This window comes from Amycolatopsis plumensis, assembly GCF_042652605.1.
GTDB classification, from domain to species: domain Bacteria; phylum Actinomycetota; class Actinomycetes; order Mycobacteriales; family Pseudonocardiaceae; genus Amycolatopsis; species Amycolatopsis plumensis.
In genome coordinates, this window is record NZ_JBHSJY010000001.1 from 4,927,398 (window position 1) to 4,949,263 (window position 21,866).

Annotated in this window: 19 protein-coding genes; 4 read left to right on the plus strand and 15 right to left on the minus strand. The window is 71.5% G+C overall.

The features are described 5' to 3' along the window. Positions 1-21: 21 nt before the first annotated feature. Positions 22-645, minus strand: a complete 624-nt coding sequence (locus ACFPLC_RS23830) for a DUF6801 domain-containing protein (protein ID WP_378207062.1) — start codon at positions 643-645, stop codon at positions 22-24. A gap of 363 nt (positions 646-1,008) precedes the next feature. Between ACFPLC_RS23830 and ACFPLC_RS23835 the strand changes: the two genes are divergently transcribed. Beyond that, positions 1,009-1,956 (plus strand): RCC1 domain-containing protein, encoded by a 948-nt coding sequence (locus ACFPLC_RS23835; RefSeq protein ID WP_378207065.1) that lies wholly within the window; start codon positions 1,009-1,011, stop codon positions 1,954-1,956. A gap of 58 nt (positions 1,957-2,014) precedes the next feature. Here ACFPLC_RS23835 and ACFPLC_RS23840 read toward each other — a convergent pair whose 3' ends face one another. From ACFPLC_RS23840 to ACFPLC_RS23900, 13 genes are all read right to left on the minus strand, one after another. Beyond that, positions 2,015-2,683 (minus strand): hypothetical protein, encoded by a 669-nt coding sequence (locus ACFPLC_RS23840; RefSeq protein ID WP_378207068.1) that lies wholly within the window; start codon positions 2,681-2,683, stop codon positions 2,015-2,017. A 42-nt stretch (positions 2,684-2,725) separates the two neighbouring features. Beyond that, on the minus strand, positions 2,726-3,349 hold the full coding sequence (locus tag ACFPLC_RS23845) for a hypothetical protein (protein WP_378207070.1): 624 nt from the start codon (positions 3,347-3,349) through the stop codon (positions 2,726-2,728). Further along, positions 3,346-3,861: a hypothetical protein gene (locus tag ACFPLC_RS23850; RefSeq protein WP_378207072.1), complete on the minus strand. Its 516-nt coding sequence runs from the start codon at positions 3,859-3,861 to the stop codon at positions 3,346-3,348. The genes ACFPLC_RS23845 and ACFPLC_RS23850 overlap by 4 nt, the downstream gene beginning before the upstream one ends. Next, entirely contained in the window at positions 3,846-5,051 is a 1,206-nt protein-coding gene (locus ACFPLC_RS23855; protein WP_378207075.1) for an MCE family protein, read from the minus strand. The genes ACFPLC_RS23850 and ACFPLC_RS23855 overlap by 16 nt, the downstream gene beginning before the upstream one ends. Further along, positions 5,051-6,178: an MCE family protein gene (locus tag ACFPLC_RS23860; RefSeq protein WP_378207077.1), complete on the minus strand. Its 1,128-nt coding sequence runs from the start codon at positions 6,176-6,178 to the stop codon at positions 5,051-5,053. The genes ACFPLC_RS23855 and ACFPLC_RS23860 overlap by 1 nt, the downstream gene beginning before the upstream one ends. Continuing rightward, positions 6,175-7,182, minus strand: coding sequence for an MCE family protein (locus tag ACFPLC_RS23865; protein ID WP_378207080.1), 1,008 nt, complete (start codon positions 7,180-7,182; stop codon positions 6,175-6,177). Before ACFPLC_RS23865 ends, ACFPLC_RS23860 begins: the two co-directional genes overlap by 4 nt. Continuing rightward, positions 7,179-8,171 carry an MCE family protein gene (locus ACFPLC_RS23870; protein ID WP_378207083.1) on the minus strand — a complete coding sequence of 331 codons (993 nt, stop codon included), beginning with the start codon at positions 8,169-8,171 and terminating at the stop codon, positions 7,179-7,181. The genes ACFPLC_RS23865 and ACFPLC_RS23870 overlap by 4 nt, the downstream gene beginning before the upstream one ends. Continuing rightward, entirely contained in the window at positions 8,168-9,175 is a 1,008-nt protein-coding gene (locus tag ACFPLC_RS23875) for an MCE family protein (protein ID WP_378207086.1), read from the minus strand. Before ACFPLC_RS23875 ends, ACFPLC_RS23870 begins: the two co-directional genes overlap by 4 nt. After that, positions 9,172-10,446: an MCE family protein gene (locus ACFPLC_RS23880; protein WP_378207089.1), complete on the minus strand. Its 1,275-nt coding sequence runs from the start codon at positions 10,444-10,446 to the stop codon at positions 9,172-9,174. The genes ACFPLC_RS23875 and ACFPLC_RS23880 overlap by 4 nt, the downstream gene beginning before the upstream one ends. Further along, on the minus strand, positions 10,443-11,294 hold the full coding sequence (locus ACFPLC_RS23885) for an MlaE family ABC transporter permease (protein ID WP_378207092.1): 852 nt from the start codon (positions 11,292-11,294) through the stop codon (positions 10,443-10,445). The genes ACFPLC_RS23880 and ACFPLC_RS23885 overlap by 4 nt, the downstream gene beginning before the upstream one ends. 1 nt (position 11,295) lies before the next feature. Next, entirely contained in the window at positions 11,296-12,090 is a 795-nt protein-coding gene (locus ACFPLC_RS23890) for an MlaE family ABC transporter permease (RefSeq protein WP_191313747.1), read from the minus strand. 338 nt (positions 12,091-12,428) lie between these two features. Further along, positions 12,429-13,421, minus strand: a complete 993-nt coding sequence (locus ACFPLC_RS23895) for an LLM class flavin-dependent oxidoreductase (RefSeq protein WP_378207095.1) — start codon at positions 13,419-13,421, stop codon at positions 12,429-12,431. 8 nt (positions 13,422-13,429) lie between these two features. Further along, positions 13,430-14,788, minus strand: a complete 1,359-nt coding sequence (locus ACFPLC_RS23900; protein ID WP_378207098.1) for an FAD-dependent monooxygenase — start codon at positions 14,786-14,788, stop codon at positions 13,430-13,432. 59 nt (positions 14,789-14,847) lie between these two features. On the opposite strand from ACFPLC_RS23900, the gene ACFPLC_RS23905 reads away from it, so the two are divergent. Genes ACFPLC_RS23905 through ACFPLC_RS23915 form a run of 3 tightly spaced genes read left to right on the plus strand, consistent with a single transcriptional unit; the run spans position 14,848 to position 19,367 of the window. Continuing rightward, positions 14,848-15,051, plus strand: coding sequence for a hypothetical protein (locus ACFPLC_RS23905; RefSeq protein ID WP_378207101.1), 204 nt, complete (start codon positions 14,848-14,850; stop codon positions 15,049-15,051). A 1-nt stretch (position 15,052) separates the two neighbouring features. Continuing rightward, complete coding sequence (locus ACFPLC_RS23910; RefSeq protein WP_378207104.1) at positions 15,053-15,523, plus strand: Clp protease N-terminal domain-containing protein; 471 nt, start codon at positions 15,053-15,055, stop codon at positions 15,521-15,523. A 55-nt stretch (positions 15,524-15,578) separates the two neighbouring features. After that, positions 15,579-19,367 (plus strand): nSTAND1 domain-containing NTPase, encoded by a 3,789-nt coding sequence (locus tag ACFPLC_RS23915; protein WP_446681660.1) that lies wholly within the window; start codon positions 15,579-15,581, stop codon positions 19,365-19,367. Positions 19,368-19,643: 276 nt separating this feature from the next. On the opposite strand, the gene ACFPLC_RS23920 is transcribed toward ACFPLC_RS23915, so the two are convergent. Next, on the minus strand, positions 19,644-21,758 hold the full coding sequence (locus ACFPLC_RS23920) for a HelD family protein (protein WP_378207107.1): 2,115 nt from the start codon (positions 21,756-21,758) through the stop codon (positions 19,644-19,646). Positions 21,759-21,866: the final 108 nt, after the last annotated feature.

Below are 21,866 nucleotides of genomic sequence, written 5' to 3' on the forward strand. Positions count from 1 at the left end.
TACGGCTGCTTCACCCGGTGATCAGGGGGTGATGACGAAGTCCGGCGAGAACGCCGGGTTCTGCGCCGGGGTGGTGGTCTTCAGGGTGCAGGTCATGTTCCAGTTCGCCCAGGTGTCGTTGGACTTCTTGTGGAACTGCAGCGCCGCGGTGATCGGCGAGACGAGGGACAGCGTGTCCGTGCCGTCGGTCGCCGGGGCGGTGTAGGTCGGGATGGTCGAGTTCGCGTCCTGGGCGATGTTGACGGTGATCGGCCCGCCGGCCGGGTAGATCGTCTCCGGGATGTCCAGGCCGGCCGCCGGTCCGGACACCGAGCCGCGGGCGGCGGCGACCGGGACGGTCGCCTTGCCGCGGATGCCGTCGTAGCCGACCGCGGTCAGCAGCGAGTGGACCGCGGCGGAGATCGTCGCGGTGCCGCCGACGTTGGTCGGCACCGCGGTGCCGTTGACCGGGATCGAGTCCGGACCGGTCAGGAACGCGGTGATCGCCACGTCCTGCTGCGGGATGCCGGGGAACGTGCACCGGTGCGTGGCCGAGGCGGTGTAGGCCGTGTCGGCCGCCGCGACACCCGCGGTGAGCAGACCCACGGTGCTGACGATGGCTGCGGTGGTGACTGCCTTGAGGGACAAGGTCCTGAGTCGGGTCATGACTGTCAATCTCCTTCGATCATCCAGTTGACGTCTTGGCGCCGGCGCGGCCCACGCGCCTCGCGGACCGATCGGTACCGCGAATTCCCCCGGTATTTCCGTGGCTCAGCCCTGACCCTCGCGAGGTGGCTGTGAGAAATAAGGTTACTCGCCAGTCGGTTGCGCAACAAGCGTGTGACGTACCGGACCCGGCGGTGGTCCTCACGGCCACGTTTTTTGTCAACAGCGGAGTATGTGCGGAGGACTCTTGGTTGACGCTTGACAAAGAACTCGACGGGTGTCGTCCGGCGATTCTCCGGGTTAGTATCTGAGTGCGCGCGTGCACCCTAACCGCGCGAATCGATTCAGCGAAAGAAGATACCCGTGGCCGAAGTCTTCCGTTTCCGGAGCGCATCCCGGCGGTCCGCCGTGCTGGCGGCCGCGGCACTGGTCGCCGCCCCGTTCGTGCCGTCCGCGGCCGCTTCGGCCGAGGACACCGGCGGTGTCCTGGAGTGGGGTTACTCGAACTACATCTCGGGGCCGTCGCCGGACGCTCTCGAGGGCGTGACCGCGGTGTCCATGGGCAGTATGGACGCGATGGCCCTCAAGGGCGGCGGGGTCCTGGTGTGGGGCGACAACAACTTCGGCCAGACGGAGGTACCGCCGGCGGCGGCGTCCGGCGTCAGCGCGATCGCCGCCGGCTGGGCCCACGAGCTCGCGCTCAAGAACGGTGGCGTGCTGGCCTGGGGAAACGACTGGTACGGCCAGACGGACGTGCCCGAGGAGGCGAAGTCCGGCGTCGTCGCCATCTCCACCAGCGCCATGCACAGCCTCGCGCTCAAGGCGGGCGGCCGCGTCGTCAGCTGGGGCCTGCGGTCGGACGTCCCGGCCGCGGCGACGTCCGGCGTCACCGCCGTTTCCGCCGGTGGTGACCACAGTCTCGCCCTGAAGAACGGCGAGGTCCTCGCGTGGGGCAGCGACAACTTCGGCCAGTCGGACGTCCCGGCCGACGCGAAATCGGGTGTCACCGCCGTTTCCGCCGGTCACCAGCACAGCCTCGCGCTCAAGGACGGCCGGGTGATCGCCTGGGGCCGCAACGACAACCACCAGGCCGAGGTCCCGGACACCGCGCTGTCCGACGTCGTCGCGATCGACGCGGGCTGGACGTTCAACCTCGCGCTCAAGAGCAACGGCGACATCGTCGGCTGGGGGTCCAACGACCAGCTGGAGAGCGACCCGCTGAGCAACGGCATCTGCGGCCCGCTGCAGGCGGTCTCCGCCGGTGACCGGTTCAGCGTCGTGCTCAAGGCGGATCCGTCCGCACCCTGCTGACCAGGCACGGAAAAAGTGGGGCTTCCCGGCCGGGAAGCCCCACTTTCCGTCCGGTGGATCAGCCTTCGGTCTTGGCCGCCAGGTCCAGCGAGATCGTGTTGCCCGGCCCGGAGACCAGTGCGCCCAGCGCCAGGTCGGCGATGAAGCAGTTCTTGAACTCCGGGATGGTGTAGGTGCCGGTGACGGTGAACTTCGGGGCGAAGATGTCGACGTCCTTGGCGCTCAGGTCGAGATCGAGCGGCTTGCTCGCCTTGCAGCTGCCCGGGATCGTCGGCAGCGGGATCACCGGAACCAGCAGGCCGGCCCAGATGTCGTAGATCTCCATGTTCGCCTGGGCGTGCGTGGTCAGCGTGCCGTCGGCGAGGGTGCCGGTGGCCGGGCCGGTCGGGGTGATCTTGACCTTCGCCTTGATCTTGAACAGGCCCGACACCAGGGAGATGTTCGCCTGCGACGGCGGCAGCGCCAGGTTCGCGTTGAGGCCGACCGAGCCGGTCTGGTCGTCGATGATCAGGTTGCCGTCGAGGGTGCCCGGGCCGAGGGTCATCGCGCTGCCGGTCTTCTTGACCACCGTGTTGCCGGTGACCGTGTAGCCGACCGGGATCTCGACCACGTCGGCCGAGGCGGGTACGGCGGTGACGACGCTCATCGCGGCGCCCGCGGCCGCCACGACCGCAGCCGCGCGTGCCCATTTCCGGCCGTTCTTCCGAGTGCGCAACAAAGTGGGCATGCCAACTCTCCTTCGAATTGTGCAGCGTGCTGAAAACTGGGGTCAGCGGGGGGTGAGGCCGGTAATCTTCCAGGTATTGCCCTCGCGTTCCGCGGTCACCGAAAGCTGCGCGGCCGCGGAACTGCTGGAATTGTTGTCCGCGCGGGTGGCGAACTGGTCGAGGAACACGAGAAGCCGGGCGCGGCCGTCGCGTAGATCCTGCACTGCGGAAGACGTCACCCGCGTGGTCAGCACCAGTTTCTGGGCCGGTGCTTTGTCCTTCACCTGGGCGAACAGCCGGTCGTAGGTGGTGCGGGCGTCACCGCGCAGGACGTCTTGGGCGGCCTGGCCGGTGACGTCGGTCTTGTCGTAGGAGTAGGAGAAGATCCGGTTGAGCGCCAGCGTCACCGCCGAGGTGACGTCGGCGGTGGCCCCGACGTCGGTGAGCGCGTGGTTGGCCGCGGCCGGTTCGCCGGCCGCGGAGTGCGCCGCCACGGTGAACACCACGCCCGCCGCGGCCAGCAGCACCGAGACGGCGATCAGCAGGGGGAGCAGGATCGGCCGCCGCCGCGGCCGTTCGGCGTCCTCCGGGATCTCCGGAGCGGGTGCGCCGGTGTCGTCATCCGAAGGGGAGGTGGTCACTTCGGGCTCTTCTTCGGTGGCGGCCGGGGCGTCGGTGGTGCTCATCGGGCCCCCACCGGCAGCTCGTCGAGCGCGCTGAGCTTCCAGCCGTCGTCGGTCCGCGTCAGTCCCGCCGCGAAGCGGTTGCGCTTGGTCGCCGGGGCGACGCCGTCCTTCTGGGCGGTGATCTCCACCGAGGCCAGCAGCTTCGCGGTGCCGGCGTGCTCGTCGAGCTCGCTCAGGGCCGCGTCCAGCACCTTGCCGGTGGACACCGTCGCGTCCTGGGCGAGGGTCTTCTTCGTGGTGTCGTCGGTGTGGGCCAGCCGGTCGTGCAGCGGGCCGGTCGACGCGTCGAGCCACTGCGCCAGCCCCTGGTCCAGCCGGTGGTAGTCCAGGGTGCACAGCCGGGCGACCAGCTCCCGGCCGCTGGCCAGCGCCTCGTCGCGGGCGGTGCCGTAGGTCAGTTCGGCGCTGTGCGCGGTGCGGTACCAGGACAACCCCGCCCAGCCCGCGAAGGCGGCGGTGACGACGACCGCGAGCACGGCGGCCCGCAGCGGCCACTTCACTTTCCCAGCCACAGCATCTCCTCGATCGTCGGGGACACCGCCAGGCCGGGCGACGCGGGCAGCGGAGCACCGGAGGCGGGCGCCGTGAGGGACGGCACCGGCGGGTGCGGCACGTTCTGCGAGCCCCGCACCGACGTCGCGTCGCCCTTTTCGAGCGTGCAGGACGCACTGGTGTTGAACGGCAGCGGCGAGGTGTCCGTACTGGGCCGGTACCGCGTGCTCTCGTACCCGGCCCGGCAGGGGACGGGGTCGTAGTACGTCAGCGCCATGGCGAGGTTGCCGTCTCCCCCGGGGAAGGCCGTCGACGTCGCCGCGACCATCTTCGGCGTCGCCACCAGCAGCTGCTCCAGCTGGCCGGTGCGGGCCTGGATCACCTGCGCCGTGGTGAGCAGGTTGGCCAGCAGGATCGGCAGCCCGGGGTCGGTCTCCCGCAGCAGGGTGCCCAGCTCGGTCGCGGCCGGCGGTGCGGTGGCGATCAGCCGCCGCAGATCACCGTCCGAATCGGACAGCTGGGCGGCGAACAGCTTGGCGTTGCCGGCGAACGAGCGCCACTCGGCGGACGAGTCGAGCTGGGTGCGCAGCACGGTCGAGCCGTCGTCGATCAGCTTCGTCGTCTGCGGCAGGTTGGCCGACGCGTCGTTCGTGAACGACGTCGCGGTGTCCAGCAGCACCTGCAGATCCGGCCCGGTGCCGCGCAGCGCGTCGTCGAGCTCGTCGACGACCGTGCGCAGGTCGCCGGTGGGCACGGACGCGGTCAGCGAGTCGAGGTCGCCGAGCAGGTTCTGCACCGGCATCGGCAGCGTGGTCTTCTCCCGCGGGATGACCGAGTCGCCGTCCAGGAACGGGCCGTCCGACGTGCGGGGCTGGAGGTCGACGTACTGCTCGCCCACCGCGGACCGGTTGGCCACCACGGCCTGCGTGTTCGCCGGGATCGGCGGGGCCGAGCGGTCGATGATCAGGTCCGCCTCCGTCCCGGACGGCGTCAGCCGCAGTTCCCCGATCCGCCCGACGGCGACGCCGCGGTAGGTCACTTCGCCGTTGGTGAAGATGCCGCCGCCCTCGGCGAGCTCCAGCTTGACGGTGTACCCGTCGTTGCCGATGAGCCGGCCGATCCCGGCGTAGTTCGCGCCGACGAACGCGACGGTGACGAGCGAGATCACGACGAACGCGATGACCTGGACCCGGACTCTGGTGGTCAGCATCAGCGCCCTCCCGGTGTGGTGACCTGGCCGGCGGCCGGGAGCGGAAGCGGCGGCAGGGTCGGGAGGCAGGGCGGGTTGTTGCCCGTGGCACCCGGCTGGCAGACGGGTGGGACGCCTTCGCCCTGGTTCGGCAGCGGCACGCCCGGCGCCGGGATGACCGACAGGTAGACGTTGAGGTAGTCGCCCTTGATCGCCGGCAGCACCGCGTCGGTGTACGGGAAGGACGGCAGGATCTCCAGCGCCTTCGGCAGCGACGCTCCGGCGTCGGCCAGCCGCTGCAGGATCGGCGCGAGCGCCCGCAGGTCGGCGACGAGGTCGGCCTGGCTCTTGTGGATGACATCGGTGGCGACGCCGGAGAGGTCGTCGAGCGACTGGAGCATCGCCACGAGCTGGGTGCGCTGGTCGGTCAGCGTGCGCAGGCCCGGCGTGAGGTCGGTGAGCGCCCCGGACACCTGCTCGTCGCGGTCGGCCAGCGTCGTGGCCAGCCGGTTGACGCCTTCGAGGGCCGCGGTGATGTCCTGGCGGTGTGCGTCGAGGTCGGTGGTCAGGGTGTTGACGCCGGCGAGGAACGAGCGGATCTGCGTCTCGTTGCCGGTCATCACCTTGCCGAGCTCGCGGTTGATCGTCTGCAGCTGCCCGATGCCGCCGCCGTTGAGCAGCAGCGAAAGCGCGCCGAAGACCTCCTCGACCTCCGGGTTGCGGTTGGTGCGCGACACCGGGATCACCGCGTTGTCGGCCAACCGGGCCCGGTCCTTCGCCTGGCCGTCGGGTGCGGCGAGTTCGACGAACTTCTCGCCGAGGAGGCTGGACTGCCGCAGCCGGGCGACGGCGTCGGCGGGCAGCACGACGTCGCCGTTGACCTCGACGACGGCTTCGGCGGTCCAGCCGTCCGCGCCGAGGCGGATGGTCTGGACCCGGCCGACCGGGACGTCGCCGACCTTCACCGCGGCCTGCGGGACCAGGTCGAGGACGTCGGCGAACTGGACGGTGACGTGGTACGGGTGGTCGCCGACGTCGGCGCCGCCGGGCAGGGACAGGTCGTAGACGCCCTTGAACTCGCCGGAGCAGCCGGTCAGCACCAGGCAGCAGCCGGCCGCCAGCGCCGTGACGCGTCGCAGTCTTCTCATTTGCCGCCCGCCTCGTTCGTGTAGACGTCCCCGGTCACCGGCAGCGGCAGGTAGTCGATCAGGTCGGTGCGGGTCTGCAACGTGCCGGTGGCGGGGTCGACCGTCTGGATGAGGTTGGTCGCGGCCAGCGGCGCGGTTTCGAGGTACTCGGCCAGCGACGCGCGCTGGTCGACGAGCGTCTGCGTGGTCACCGCCAACTTGTCCACATTGGACTTGATCATGGCTCGGTTGTCCTTGAGGAAACCCTGGATGTCGCCGAGGGCACTTCCGAGCGAGCGCAGCGCCGAGGCCAGCTCGTCGCGGTTGGCGGACAGCGTTCCGGACACCGACGCGAGCTGCTGGTTCACCTGCGTCACCTGCTCGTCGTTGGCGGCCAGCATGCTGGTGAACTGCTGCAGCTCCCGGACGGTGGCGAACAGGTCGCCGGAGTTGCCGGAGAGGGTCCGGGCCAGCTGCGCGAGCTGCTTGACGGAGTCGTTGAACGCGGTTCCGTTGCCCCGCAGGTTGTTCGCGCCGGTGGTGAGCAGGTCCGACAGGGCGCCGTTCTTGTTCGCCCCGTCGGGGCCCAGCGCCTTGGTCAGCGAGTCGAGGCTGGCGTACAGCTGGTCCAGCTCGACCGGGGTCGCGCTGCGGTCCAGGCCGATGGTCGCGTTGTTCACCAACCGGGGCCCGCCGCGGGCCGGCTTGGAGAACTGGACGTACCGGTCGGCGACGACGCTGGGGGCGATGACGACCACGTCGGTGTCGGCCGCGATCGGTGCGGAGCCGTCGTAGGTCAGCGTCACCTCGACCTGCTCGCCGCGCGGGGTCACCGACTCGACCTGGCCGATCCGGACGCCGAGCAGCCGGACGTCGGAGCCGCTGTAGACGCCGACCGCGCGGGAGAAGAGCACGGTGGCGCGGTCGAGGCCGGTGCCGGAGAAGATCCACCACAGCGCGGCCACGACGACGAGCGTCAGCACGAGTGCGGTGGAGAGGAACCGGTACGTGCGGGTGTCGTTCACTTCGGGGCTCCCGTCTGCTTCGGCGGCACACACGGGTCACGGTTTTCGGGCAGCAGGCCGCAGAGGTAGGAGTCCAGCCACCGGCCGTTGCCCAGCGCGTTGTTGGCGAGCCGGAAGTACGGCCCGGCGGCGGCCAGGCTCTTGGCCAGGTTGTCGTTCTGCCGGGTCAGCAGGTCGGTCACGGTGTTGAGCTGGCTCAACGCCGGCTTGAGCGCGCCGGTGTTGTCCGCCACCAGGGCGGAGAGCTGGGTCGCCAGCGTCTGCGCGCCGGTCAGCAGGTCGTGGATGGCCTGGCGGCGCCGGTCGAGCTCGCCCAGAAGCAGGTGGCCGTCGGAGAGCAGCTGCTCGAAGTCCTGGTTCGAGTTCGCCAGTGTCGTGGTGATCTTCTTGGCGTTGGCCAGCAGGCCGGCGAGCTGGTCGTCGCGGGAGGACACGGTCTTCGACAGCGCGGACAGCCCGTCGAGCGTGGTGCGCACGTGGGCCGGGGCGTTGCGGAAGGTGTCGCTGATCGCGGTGAAGCTGTCCGCGAGCTGCCCGGTGTCGATCGAGCCGGCGGTGTTCGCGAGGCCGTTGAACGCTTCGGTGACGTCGTACGGGGTGACCGTCCGCGTGCGCGGGATCGTCCGACCTGGGTCCTGCACGGCGTCGCCGGTCGGCTTGAGCGCGAGGAACTTGCGGCCCAGCAGCGTCTTGATCCGGATCTCCGCCGACGTCCGGTCGCCGACCCAGGCGTTCTTGACGCGGAAGGTGACGAGCACGTGGTCGTCGGCCAGTTCGACGTCGCGGACCTCGCCGACCTTGATGCCGGCGACGCGGACCTCGTCGTCGGGCTGCAGCCCGGCCGCTTCCGAGAACTCGGCGCGGTAGGTGGTGCCGCCGCCGACGACCGGCAGGTTGTCGTAGTTGAACGTCACGGTCAGCAGCGCCGCGAGGACGACGCTCCCGGCGACGCCGAGGACGAGCGGATTGCGTTCCTTGAAGGACTTCACGAGCCGCACCTCTCGGCGGTCACGGGCGTTCCGCGGGGCGGCTGGGTCCGGAGGACGGCGCTGCAGACGTAGAAGTTCATCCACGAGCCGTAGGAGCTGATCCGGCCGAGGCTGTTCAGCTTCTCCGGAAGCGTGCTCAGCGTCTGCTCCAGGCCGGGCAGCGTCTGCTCGTCCGCGAGGTTCTTCGTGACGCCGTCGAGGCCGGTGATGCTGTCCTTCAGCGGGGTCCGCACGTCGCCGAGCAGTCCCGCGGTGGCCGTGGAGAGATCGCCGATGCCGCCGATCGCGTCGCCGATCACGACGCGGTCGGCGGCCAAGCCGGAAACGAGCTCGCGCAGCGTCGAAATCAACGTCGTCAGTGCGGTTCCCTTGCTGTTCACCGTGCCGAGCACGTGGTTGAGGTTGGTGATCACTTCGCCGATCAGGTGGTCGCGGCTCGCGAGCGTCGAGGTCAGCGAGCCGGTGTGCGCGAGCAGCTCTTCGACGGTGCCGCCCTCGCCCTGCAGCACCTGCACGATCTCGCCGGAGAGCTGGTTGACGTCGGTGGGCGAAAGCGCCTGGAACAGCGGCTTGAAGCCGTTGAACAGGTCGGTCAGGTCCAGCGCGGGGGTGGTGCGGTTCAGCGGGATTTCCCCGCCGGCCGGGAGGGTGCCCTGGCCGCCGGCGCCGCGTTCGAGCGCGATGTAGCGCTGCCCGACCATGTTGCGGTACTTGATGACCGCGCCGACGTCGGCGGGCAGCTGCCGCCCGGCGTCGAGGGAGAACCTGACGTGGGCCAGGCTGTGGTCGGCGATCTCGAGTTCCTCGACCTGCCCGACGCGGACCCCGGAGATCCGCACGTCGTCGCCGACGTTCAGCGAAGTCGCATCGGTGAAGGTGGCGCCGTAGAGGTCGGTGCGGCCGAAGCCCGTGTTGGCGATCGAGACCGCCAGCAGCGCGGTCGCGGCCGTGGTGACCAGGACGAAGATCAGGCTCTTGAGCAGCGGGGCGGCGAACTTCCTCACTTCAGCGTCACCTCCGTGCCGCGGTAGAGCGGGCCGACGAGCACGCTGCTCCAGTCGGCGACCTCCCCGGTCGGCACGCCCAGCTGCGGGGCGAGCACCGTGGCCAGCAGCTCCCGCTCCTGCGGGGAGTTCGCGACGCCGAGGTCGTCCTGGGTGCCGACCAGCAGCGGGTGCTGGGGCGTGCCGGGCGCGACCGCGGCGGTGCCGGTCGTCGGGGCGACGCCGCTGGGGTAGCAGCGCGGGCCGCCGGCCGCCGGGTACGCCGGGTCGTCCTTGCCGGGCACGTACTTGCCGCGGGACTGGGTGACGGTGACGGCGGCGTGCATGCCGGGCTGGTTCGTGCCCTTGCCGAGCGCTTCGTCGACCGGCTTGCGCAACGCGTCCATCGCCTTCAGGGTGCAGGGGAAGCTGGGAGAGTACGCCGCCGCGACCTCCAGCGCCGAGCGGCTGTCGGCCGACAGGGCGATGAGGTTGTTCTTGTTGCGGTTCAGGAACTGCTGGACCTCGCCCGCCGAGCTCCGCACCTCCTGGTAGACCGAGGCGAGTTCGGGTGCCTTGTCGTGCACCGTGCCCAGCGTGACGGCCGAGTCGGTGAGCGCGTCCAGCAGGTCCGGGGCGATGTCACCGTAGAGCCGGGAGACCGAAGCGAGGTCCTGGACGTCCTTGGTGAACTTCGGCAGTTGCGGGTTCAAGCCGGTGAGGTAGTCGGCGGTGGTGGACAGCGTCCGGCCGAGCTGCTCGCCGCGCCCTTCCAGGGCCGTCGACACCGCGGTGAGCGTCGTCGCCAGCTTCTGCGGCTGGACCGCTTTCAGCAGCGGCAGGAGGCTGTCGAAGACCCGTTCCAGCTCGACCGCGTTCGCCGAGCGGTCCTGCTCGATGACGTCCCCGGCGACCAGGTGCGGGGCCCGGGCACCGTCCGGGATGGACAGCTGGACGTACCGCTCGCCGAACAGCGTCTTCGGCACGAGCAGCGCGGAGACGTTGCGGGGCAGCATGTCCACCTTGCCCGGCTCGAGAGCAAGCGCTATCTCGGCGCCCTGCGGCGTCGCCCGGACGTCGCGGATCTCGCCGACGAGCACGCCACGGGCCTTGACCTGACCGCCGGGGGAGAGCTGGTTGCCGATCCGGCTCGCCTTGAGTGTCACCGGGACCGTGGTGACGAAGTCCTTGTCGTAGACCTTGATCGACAGCGTCACCAGCACGCCCATCACCACGAGGAACAGCACGCCCGCGGTGCGGACCCCGGCCTTGCGGCGGGTTTCGCGTCTCATCCGGCCACCTGCACGGTCGTCGTCGCGCCCCAGATCGCCAGGGACAGGAAGAAGTCGAGGACGCTGATCGCGACGATCGCGGTGCGCACCGCGCGGCCCACCGCGACGCCGACGCCGGCCGGGCCGCCGCTCGCGCGGAAGCCGTAGTAGCAGTGGGCCAGGACCACCACGACGCTGAACACCAGGACCTTCCCGAACGACCACAGCACGTCGCCGGGGGGCAGGAACAGCAGGAAGTAGTGGTCGTAGGTGCCGGCGGACTGGCCGAAGAACCACACGGTGACCTGCCGCGAAGCAAGGTAGCTCGACAGCAGCCCGATCGCGTAGAGCGGGATGACGGCGAGGAAGCCGGCGATCACCCGGGTCGTCACCAGGTACGGGACGCTGGGGATGCCCATGACTTCGAGGGCGTCGATCTCTTCGGAGATCCGCATCGCGCCGAGCTGCGCGGTGAAGCCGCAGCCGACCGTGGCACTCAGGGCGAGACCGGAGACGAGCGGGGCGATTTCACGGGTGTTGAAGTAGGCGGAGACGAACCCGGCGAACGCCGACGTCCCGACCTGGTTCAGCGCGGAGTAGCCCTGGAGGCCGACGACCGTGCCGGTGGCGACGGTCATCCCGATCATCACGCCGATCGTGCCGCCGATGACGGCCAGCGCGCCGCTGCCGAAGCTGACCTCGGCCAGCAGGCGGACGACCTCGCGCAGGTAGCGGTGCAGGGCCCGCGGGGTCCAGGCGATCGCGCGGAGGAAGAAGAGGATCTGGTCGCCGAGGGTGTCGAGGAAGCCGAACCGGCGGTCGACGGCCTCGCGTACCCGCGCGGCTCTCGGGAGTTCCGTGGTCGTCACTTCAGCTCCCCTTGGGCGGAACGAGTTGCAGGTAGACGGTGGTGAGGATCAGGTTCAGCACGAACAGCAGCAGGAACGTGATGACCACGGACTGGTTGACCGCGTCGCCCACGCCCTTCGGGCCGCCCTTGGGGTTGAGGCCGCGGTAGGAGGCGACGACCCCGGCGACGAAGCCGAAGATGATCGCCTTGATCTCGCTGATCCACAGGTCGGGCAGCTGGGCCAGGGCCGAGAAGCTGGCCAGGTAGGCACCCGGGGTGCCGTGCTGCATGATCACGTTGAAGAAGTAGCCGCCGAGCACGCCGACCACGCTGACCATGCCGTTGAGGAAGACCGCGACGCCCATCGCGGCGAGCACCCGCGGCACGATCAGGCGCTGCACGGGCGAGACGCCGAGCACCTCCATCGCGTCGATCTCTTCGCGGATGGTGCGGGAGCCGAGGTCGGCGCACATCGCGCTGCCGCCGGCGCCGGCGATGAGCAGCGCCGTGACGATCGGGCTGGCCTGCTGGATGATCGCCAGCACGCTCGCCGCGCCGGTGAAGGACTGGGCGCCGATCTGCGTGGTCAGCGAGCCGATGTGCAGCGCGATCACCGCGCCGAACGGGATCGAGACCAGCGCCGTCGGCAGGATCGACACGCTCGCGATGAACCAGAACTGCTGGATCAGCTCCCGCACCTGGAACGGGCGGCGGAAGGTCAGCCGGACGACGTCGAGGCCGAGCCCGTAGAGCCGTCCGGTCTGCCGCAGTGCGGCCGCCCCCGGGAACGACGCCGTCGTCGTCCGTTCGGCCATTCGTGTGCCTCCAGCGGTTTCGGCGGCACGACGAATACGCCCGAGAAGGCCAATGGGAAATGGTCCGAATGGGTCAACGAATTCCGGCCATTCACGGTCTCGGGGGCACCGTGCCGTTTCCTACTGGTCGGTACGCTAACGACGGCCCTGCTGGGAGACAAGAACTTGAGCAGGATCACGGGGTCACGGGCTGGTAACCCCACATTTCTTGTCCGGTGCTGACAAACGGGTCCGATCTTGTTGTCAGCGAGGGAAAAGAAACGCGGTCCCGCGGGCGGTGGCTGCCCATTCGGCCCAACCGGAACGGACGGTGCGTCCCCGTCCGTTCCGGGGCCCGGTCAGGATTTGAGGTCGGCGAGGAGTTCGTAGGAGCGGACGCGGTCGGCGTGGCCGTGGACCATCGTGGTGACCATCAGCTCGTTCGCGCCGGTGTCGGCCAGGAGCTGCTCGAGTCCCTTTTGGACGGTCTCCGGCGAGCCGACGACGCTGGACCCGAAGCGCTCGGCCAGGAACGCGCGGTCCATCTCGGTGTACGGGTACTCCGCGGCCTCTTCCGGTGTCGGCAGCGCGATCGGGCGGCCGCGGCGGAGGCTGAGGAACGTCAGCCCGGACGGCCCGGCCAGGAAGCGGGCGCGCTCGTCGGTTTCCGCGGCGACCACGGACACGCCGAGCATCACGTACGGCTCGTCGAGCACCCCGGGCCGGAAGTTCTCGCGGTACAGCTGCACGGCCGGGATGGTGTTCTCCGCGGCGAAGTGGTGCGCGAAGGAGAACGGCAGCCCGAGCCGTCCGGCCAGCTGGGCGCTGAAACCACTCGAACCGAGCAGCCACACCGGCGGCTGGTTGCCCTCGGCCACCACCGCGTTGACCCCGCGGGCCTCCGAGTGGGTGAAGTAGCCGATCAGCTCCTGCAGGTGCTCCGGGAAGTTCTCCGCCGACAGCCCGCCTGGGCCGCGCAGGGCGAGGGCCGTGCGCTGGTCGGTCCCGGGCGCGCGGCCGATGCCGAGGTCGATCCGGCCCGGGTGGAACGCCTCCAGGGTGCCGAACTGCTCGGCGACGACCAGCGGTGCGTGGTTGGGCAGCATGATCCCGCCCGAGCCGACGCGGATGCGCTCGGTGGCGTCGGCGACGTGCCCGATCAGCACGACCGTGGCCGAGCTGGCGATGCCGGGCATGTTGTGGTGCTCGGCGAGCCAGTAGCGGTGGTAGCCCAGCCGTTCCGCGGCGCGGGCGAGGTCCAGGGTGTTGCGCAGTGTCTCGCCGACGGTGTTCCCCTCCGAAACGGGGGACAGGTCGAGCACGGACAGCGGCACGTCAGGCAGTGAGCTCACAACCGGGGTCAACGCCCCGGTGCCGCCAATGCTTCCCGGAGCGACGCCGGATCGTCGCCGCTGAACGTCACAACGCCGTCCGGGCGCACCAGGAGCGCGTCGGCCGGGGCGTCCGGGCAGGACGCCGTGACGATCTTCACGTCCGGTCCGGCGGCGTCCCGCAGGTCGGCGCGGTCGGCGAAGTCGAACAGCACGGTCCGCGCGGCACGCATGATTTCCGCCACGCGGGTCGGCTCGCCGTCGACCGTCAGCGGCAGGTCGGTGACGTAGGGCAGCTCGTCGGCGTCCCGCAGGAGCTCGCCGAGGTGCCGGCTCGCGTCGGGGAACGCGGCCAGCTCGCCGAAGAGCGTCCGCAGGGCATCGCCGTCCTCGCCGGTCTGGCGGTCGAGCAGGGCCTGGACGCGGGTCTGCGTCAACGTCCGGGCCGCCACCGGGTGGCGTTCGGCGTGGTAGCTGTCGAGGAGGCTCTCCGGAGCCGAACCGCGCACGACGGCGGCGAGCTTCCAGCCGAGGTTGACCGCGTCGAGCAGCCCGACGTTGAGCGACGACCCACCGGCGGGGAAGAGGTGCGCGGCGTCGCCGGCCAGGAACACGCGGCCGGCCCGGTACCGCTCGGCGAGCCGGGCGGAGCTGACCGTCCGCGACAGCCAGAGCGGTTCGCCGAGCGGCAGGTCTTCGCCGAGGACCCGGCGGATCGCGGCGCGGAACTCCGCCAAGGTCGGCTCGCCGGCCGGCTCGGGCGCCATCTCACGGACACCGGCGACCACCACGCCGGGTGCCAGCGACGTCACCAGCACGCGGCCGCCGGGACGACGGTTCCAGCCGCGCGCCAGCCCGGAGCCGAACAGCGGAAGGTCCCCGCGGAAGTGCCCGAGGCGCATCAGCTCGCCGTCGGTGGTGCCGGGGAAGCCGATGCCGGCCAGTTCGCGGACCCGGCTGCGCGCGCCGTCGCAGCCGACGACGTACCGCGCGTCGAGGCGGTATTCACCGTCCGGACCTCGCACGGTGTCGAGAGCGACGAGTTCGTGCCCGCGCCGGATTTCGGCGCCGAGTTCGCGGGCGCGTCCGGTCAGCAGCGCCTCCATCCGCGGCTGCTGCAGCATCAGCCCGGGCACGGGCGTGGTCACCGGCACCGGCCCGAACGGCAGGCCGGGGAACGGCCCGGTGAACGCCGCTTCGGCCCGGAACCGCTCCAGGAGCCCGCGGTGGTCGAGCTGCTCGACGATCCGGCCGACGAGGCCGTTGGCCCGCGGCCGCTCGTCCGGCGCCGCCCGCCGGTCGAACACCACCACCTCGGCCCCGCCGAGCCGCAGCTCCGCCGCCAGCATCAGGCCCACCGGGCCCGCTCCGATCACCGCGATCTCCATGACACCCTCCCTGTCTGTCAGTTCAAACTGACGTTCATGTCAGGCTAGACTGACACACCGTGAAAGCGGAAGAGGTTTCGGGACGCGTCTCGGAAACGGACCCGGCGGTGGCGCTGCGGGCGGTGGGCGCCCTGCACCGGCTCGCCGAGCAGGTGGAAGCGGCGGCCGTCGCGCACGCGCGCGAGCGCGGCTGGTCGTGGGAGCAGATCGGGGACGCGCTCGGCGTCGCCCGCCAGTCCGTGCACGCGAAGTACGGGAAGTGAGGTGCCCGTGCTCGACCGGCTGATCGCCAAGAGCCCGTTCGCCGCGGTGGTGACGGCGGCGCTGGAGGAGTCGCGCCGCCGCGGCGACCGACGGCTCGGCACCGAACACCTGCTGCTGGGCCTCCTGCACGACCCGGACTGCGCGCGGGCGCTCGGCACGGACCTGGCGGACGCCCGCGCGGCACTGGACCGGCTGGACCGGGCCGCGCTGGCCGCGCTCGGCATCGACGTGGAAGGCCTCCGCCCGGCCGGAATCCCGGCGAGGCGCGGGAAGCTGACCCCGGGCGCGCTGACGTCGGGGGCGCGCGCGGTCGTCAACGAAGCCCTCCGCGGGACGCCGCGGCCCCGCGATCCGGCGCGGCTGCTGCGGGTGCTGGTGCGGCTGGCTCCACCGGACCCGGCGGCCGCGCTCCTGGCGGAGCTGGGGGTCGACCGGGAGGCGGTTCGCCGGTCTTTCGATTCGCCCACCTGACCGCGCGTCATTGGCTACGGTGGGCAAATCGGAAAATGAACAACAGGAGGACCGGGTGCCGCGTCCCGAGCGACCCTTGGATCCCGGGGACGATCTGCTGACCGAATTCGCCGCCGATCTGCGGCGGCTGCGCGAGAGCGCCGGAAATCCGACCTACCGCGAGCTCGGGCGCCGGGCGCACTACTCGGCCGGGACGCTGTCCGAAGCCGCCGGCGGGCGGAAACTCCCCAGCTTGGCGGTCACCTTGGCCTACGTCCGGGCCTGCGGCGGCGTACCCGGGGAATGGGAGGAGCGCTGGCACGCCGTCGCCGAAGAGTCGCGCACCGGCGGTGCCGATTCACCGCCCGAGCCGGAATCCGGGGAAATTCCGCCGTACGTCGGGCTGGCCGCTTTCACGCCCGCCGACGCCGGTCGATTTTTCGGCCGCGAACGACTTGTCGAAAAACTTGTCGAACGCCTCGCGAGACAACGTTTTCTCGCCGTCCTCGGTGCGTCCGGCTCCGGGAAGTCGTCGCTGTTGCGGGCCGGTCTGCTGCCTTCGGTGAAGGGGCCGGTCGTGCTGCTCACGCCCGGGCCCCGGCCGCTGCAGGAGTGCGCGGTCAAGTTCGCCGCCGCGCTCGGCGTCGCCCCGGGCGCCCTGCTCGACGACTTCGCCGCGCACCCGCGCAACCTCGGTCTCGCCGCCCGTCAGCTGGCCGACCGCGAGGAAGAAGACGTCGTGCTGGTCGTCGACCAGTTCGAAGAGGTCTTCACGCTCTGCCAGGACGACCGGGAGCGCGCCCGGTTCCTCGACGCGCTCGTCACCGCGACCACCGAACCGGGCAGCCGCACCCGGGTGGTCCTCGGCATCCGCACCGACTTCTACACCCACTGCGCGCGGCACGCCGAACTCGCCGAGGCCATGCAGGACGCCCAGGTCCTGGTCGGCCCGATGACGACCGAGGAACTCCGGCAGGCCATCTCGCGGCCCGCCGTCGACACCGGGTACCGCGTCGAGAACGCCCTGGTCTCCCGGCTGGTCGCGGACGCCACCGGCCAGCCCGGCGTGCTGCCGCTGCTTTCGCACGCGCTGCTGGAGACGTGGCGGCGGCGCCGCGGCACCACGCTGACCCTCGCCGGGTACGAGTCCACCGGCGGCATCGAGCGGGCCATCGCGCAGACGTCCGAACGCACCTTCGCGAAGCTTTCCCCGCGGCAGCAACGGCTGGCGCGGCAGATCTTCCTCCGGATGACCGCGCTCGGCGAAGGCACCGAGGACACCAAGCGGCGCATCGCCCGCGCCGAGCTCGACACGGGTGAGGACACCGCCGTCGTCCTCGGCGAGCTGGCCGCGGCGCGGCTGGTCACCCTCGACGACACCGGCATCGAGATCGCCCACGAAGCCCTCATCCGCGGCTGGCCGCGGCTGCGCGAGTGGCTCACCGAAGACCGCGAAGGCCTGCGCGTCCACCGGCAGCTCACCGAGGCGACCGGCGCCTGGGAAGCCGTCGATGAGGATCCCGGCTGGCTCTACCGCGGCACCCGGCTGGCCATCGCCCGGGAATGGGCCGCGCGCCAGGACTCGGCGCTGTCACGGCGTGAACGGCGCTTCCTCGACGCGAGCCTCGCCGTCGAGCACGCCGAGCGGGAACGCGACCGCCGTCGCACCCGGCGCCTGCGCCAGCTGGTCGCGCTGCTCGCGGTGCTGCTGGTCTTCGCCGTGGCCGCCACCGCCTACGCGGTGCGCGCCGAAACCACGGCCACCGAGCAGCGCAACGACGCACTGGCCCAGAAGGTCGCCGGCCAGGCGCTGGCCATGCGCGCCACGAACCCCGCGCTGGCCGCGCAGCTCGCGCTCGCCGCCTACCGCCTCGATCCCGGGGCCGAGGAGCGCAGCGGCCTGCTCGGCATGTTCGGCTCGCCGTACGCGACCCGGCTCACCGGGCACACCGGCCGGGTCAACACCGTCGCCCTCCGCCCCGACGGGCAGGTCATCGCCACGGCCAGCTGGGACGGCACGGCCCGGCTCTGGGACGTCCACGACCCGCACCACCCGGTGCCGCTGGGCGTGCTCGCCGGGCACGAAGGCAACGTGAACAACGTCGCCTTCGCGGCCGACGGCCGGACCGTCGCCACCGCGGGCTACGACGGCACCGTCCGCGTCTGGGACGTCGCCGACCCGGCGCGGCCGGGGCCCGGCACGACGATCGAGCGGCACGAGGGCAAGGCCTACGCCGTCGCGTTCAGCCCCGCCGGGCCGCTGCTGGCCACCGCCGACGTCCAGGGCACGATCCGGCTCTACGACACGACCGACCCCGCCCACCCGCGGCCGTCGGGGGAGCTGACCGGCCACACCTCCTACGTCAACAACCTCGCCTTCAGCGGGGACGGCCGGCTGCTCGCCTCGGCGTCGGCGGACAAGACCGCGCGCGTCTGGGACGTCGCTTCGCGGAGCCAGCTCGGGGTCGTGGCGGGGCACACCGACGTCGTGCACTCGGTCGCGTTCAGCCCCGGCGGGCCGGTCCTGGCCACGGCGAGCCAGGACCAGACCGCGCGGCTGTGGGACATCGCGGACCCGGGCCGCCCGGCGCCGCTGGCGTCGCTGACCACGCACAAGGCGATCGTGCGCTCGGTGGCGTTCACCGCCGACGGCCGCACGCTGGCCACCACCGGCTTCGACCGCACGGCCCGGCTGTGGGACGTCGCCGACCCGAAGCAGCCGCGCGAGCTGCAGTCGCTGCCCGGGCACACCGGCGCGGTCGTCTCCGCGGTGTTCACCCGCGACGGCCGCACCCTCGCCACGGCCAGCGACGACCAGTCCGCCCGGCTCTGGGACCTGCCCGGCCCCGCCGTCTCCGCGCACACGGCCGAGGCGTGCCACGTCGCCTTCGGGCCCGGGGGCAAGCTGCTGGTCACCGGCAGCTACGACCAAACCGTCCGGCTGCACGACCTCACCGACCGGCGCGCGCCGCGGGCGCTGGCCACCATCGACGGCTTCGGCGACGCGGTCTGCGGCGTCGCCGTCAGCCCGGACGGCCGGACACTGGCCACCGGCAGCTGGGACCACACGATGACGCTGCGGGACATCACCGACCCGGCCGCGCCGGGGCCGCCGGTGGTGTTCAACCGGCTCCACGACGACGTCGACGCGGTCGCCTTCAGCCCGGACGGCCGGCTGCTGGCCACCGCGGGCGACGGCCACACCGCCCGGCTCTGGGACCTGGCCGACCGCCTGCGTCCGGTGGAGATCGCGAAGCTCGAGGGCCACGACGACGACGTCCACACCCTCGCCTTCAGCCCCGACGGCCGGACGCTGGCCACCGCGGGCTGGGACCACACCGCCCGGCTCTGGGACATCTCGGCGCCCCGGGCCCCACGGCCGCTCGCGAAGCTGGCGGGGCACACCGACACGATCTTTTCGATCGCCTACAGTCCCGACGGCCGGCACGTCGCCACGGCGAGCGCCGACCGGATGGTGCGCCTCTGGGACGTCACGGACCCGGCGCACGTGCCGCCCCCGGTGGTCCTGGACGGCCACGCCGACGTGGCCGTGTCGGTGTCCTTCAGCGGCGACGGCCGGACGCTGGCGTCCGGCAGCTACGACCGGACGATCCGGCTGTGGGATGTCGCCACGGTCACGCCGTACGCGGTGCTGCCCGAGCAGCGCGACCGCGTGTACGCCGCGCAGTACGCCCCGGACGGCCACACCCTGGCCGGCGCGGGCGCGGACGGCACCGTGCGCTTCTGGGAGGCCGATCCCGGGCGGGCGGCCGAGCGGATCTGCGCGGCGGTGTCGCCGCGGATCACCGAGGCCGAGTGGACCGAGAGCTTCCCGGACCTCGACTACACGCCGCCCTGCCCCTGACCGGGTTGTTCGGCGTTGTTGTTCGGTGGGTGAGCGCGGACACCGAACAACCCGGATCGACTAGACATGCCCTCGGACGGTGTCGTCCCACGACGTTCATTTCACCGGGGGTCTGAAGGGCTCCTTCGAGGGCACGGGAACCCGCCTCCCCGCCTCGCGAAGGGGCCCTTCAGCGTGTCCAGGCGACGGGCCCGGCCGTCTTGAATGACTCATTCCTGGCGTCGGACGCCAGGAATGAGTCATTCACTGCACCCGGAGCCGCACCCGGGGCCGAGGTCAGGCGGCCGGGATCCAGTCCGGGTTCGAAGCCAGCACGATCAGCTGCTGCGTCGCCCGGGTCAGGGCCACGTACAGCACCCGCCGCCCGGTCGTCGACTCGGTGATCAGGTCGTTCGGCTCGACGAGCACCACCGCGTCGTACTCCAGGCCCTTCGAGTCCAGGCTGCCCACGACCTTCAGCCGCTCGTCCGCCTGCCCGGCCAGCCAGCCCGCGATCTCCGGCACCCGGTCCATCGCCGTGATGACGCCGACCGTGCCCTCCACCGCGCCCAGCAGCTCCTTCACCGCCGCCTGCGTCGCCGCGGCCAGGCCGGCCGCCTCCACCGGGCGGACCTCCGGCTCCACCCCGGTGCGGCGGACCGCCACCGGCAGCTCGCCGGCCTCCGCGTGCCCCGCCACCACCTTCGCCGCCAGGTCGAAGATCTCCGCCGAGTTGCGGTAGTTCGTGCGCAGCGTGTACCGCCGCCGGGCCGTCTTGGCGCCGAACGCCTGGTCGCGCGCCGAAGCCGCCTCCGCCGGGTCCGGCCAGGAGCTCTGCACCGGGTCGCCGACCACCGTCCAGCTCGCGTACTTGCCGCGCCGGCCCACCATCCGCCACTGCATCGGCGAAAGGTCCTGCGACTCGTCGACGACCACGTGCGAGTACTCGTCGTAGTGCTCCGGCCGGGTCGGCGCCCCGCCCGAGCGCTCCGGCTCGACCTCGATCACCTGACGCCGCTTGCGCTTCGGCGGCGGCCCGATCAGCACGCGCAGCTCGTCCAGCAGCGCCACGTCCGCGATCGACCAGCCCCGCGACCGGTCCGCGAAGTCCGCGGCCAGCATCGAGATCTCCTGCCGGTTCAGCACGCCCTTGGCCGCCGACGCCAGCCGCTTCTCCTCGCCCAGCCACTTGAGGATCTGCGCCGGGTACAGCACCGGCCACCACACCACCAGGAAGCGGTGGAAGTCGATCCGCTCGCCCAGGTCGGTGATCAGCTCGGCGCGGTCGAGCTGCCTGCCGTCGTCCTTCGCGTGCTCCTCGGCCTTCGCGGCGAGGGCGTCCAGCAGCATTTCGGCCGCCCGGATCCGCGACCGGTTCGGCGGCGCGCCCTGCGTGTGGGCCTTGCGCCGGATCTTCTCCAGCTCCCGCGCGTTCAGCTTCAGGACCTCGCCGCGGTAGACGATCCGCATCTCCTCCGGGGCCTCCGGCGGCGTGTCGCGCAGCGCCCGCAGCAGGACCTTGCGCATCCGCAGCGACCCCTTGACGGCGGCGAGCGGCGCCGCGTCCTGCCGCGTCGCCTCCAGGCCGTCGAGGACCTCGCCGAGGGCGCGCAGCTCGACGTTCGTCTCACCCATCGAGGGGAGAACCCGCGAGATGTAGCTGGTGAACACCCCGGACGGCCCGATGACCAGCACGCCGGCCCCGCCGAGCTGCCGCCGGTAGCGGTAGAGCAGGTAGGCGGCGCGGTGCAGCGCGACGGCGGTCTTGCCGGTGCCCGGCCCGCCGGTGATCTCGGTGACACCCCGCCAGGGCGCCCGGATGACCTCGTCCTGCTCCTTCTGGATGGTCGCGACGATGTCGCGCATCTTCTCGCCGCGCGAGCGCCCCAGCGCGGCCATCAGCGCGCCTTCGCCGACGATCTGCATGTCCTCGGGCACGGCGTCGGCGATCAGGACGTCGTCGTCGACGTCGAGGACGTTCTGGCCCGAGCACCGGATCACGCGCCGCCGCACGACGTCCATCGGTTCCTCGGCGGTGGCCTGGTAGAACGCCGCCGCGGCGGGCGCGCGCCAGTCCGTGACGAGGTTGTCGAACTCGGCGTCGCGGATGCCGAGCCTGCCGACGTAGGTGCGTTCCCCCTGCCGGTCGTCGAGCCGTCCGAAGACGAGGCCTTCGTACTCGGCGTCGAGCGTCTGCAGCGTCTGGTTGGCGTGGTAGACCATCATGTCGCGCTCGAACAGCATCGACGCCTGCTCGAAGATCGCCTCGCGCTGCGCCCCCTGGCCGATCTCGTAGCCCTTCGTGCGCATGGCCTCGGCCTGGACCCGCAGTTCGTCCAGACGGGTGTACACGCGATCGACGTGGGCTTGCTCGATGGCGATCTCGGCCCGTCTGACCCGAGGTTCGGACACGCATGGCTCCTTGACAGCTTTGGGATCGCCTCCGAGGGCGAAGAACGACTCTACGCGGTGGTCCCGGCGGGGACACCCGTGTCCCGGTCATCCGCGCGGTGCGCCTTC

Coding starts and splice junctions, on each gene's coding strand:
- ACFPLC_RS23830 (WP_378207062.1), bottom strand. CDS start 645: ATGACCCGACTCAGGACCTTGTCCCTCAAGGCAGTCACCACCGCAGCC.
- ACFPLC_RS23840 (WP_378207068.1), bottom strand. CDS start 2,683: ATGCCCACTTTGTTGCGCACTCGGAAGAACGGCCGGAAATGGGCACGC.
- ACFPLC_RS23845 (WP_378207070.1), bottom strand. CDS start 3,349: ATGAGCACCACCGACGCCCCGGCCGCCACCGAAGAAGAGCCCGAAGTG.
- ACFPLC_RS23855 (WP_378207075.1), bottom strand. CDS start 5,051: ATGCTGACCACCAGAGTCCGGGTCCAGGTCATCGCGTTCGTCGTGATC.
- ACFPLC_RS23860 (WP_378207077.1), bottom strand. CDS start 6,178: ATGAGAAGACTGCGACGCGTCACGGCGCTGGCGGCCGGCTGCTGCCTG.
- ACFPLC_RS23880 (WP_378207089.1), bottom strand. CDS start 10,446: ATGAGACGCGAAACCCGCCGCAAGGCCGGGGTCCGCACCGCGGGCGTG.
- ACFPLC_RS23890 (WP_191313747.1), bottom strand. CDS start 12,090: ATGGCCGAACGGACGACGACGGCGTCGTTCCCGGGGGCGGCCGCACTG.
- ACFPLC_RS23900 (WP_378207098.1), bottom strand. CDS start 14,788: ATGGAGATCGCGGTGATCGGAGCGGGCCCGGTGGGCCTGATGCTGGCG.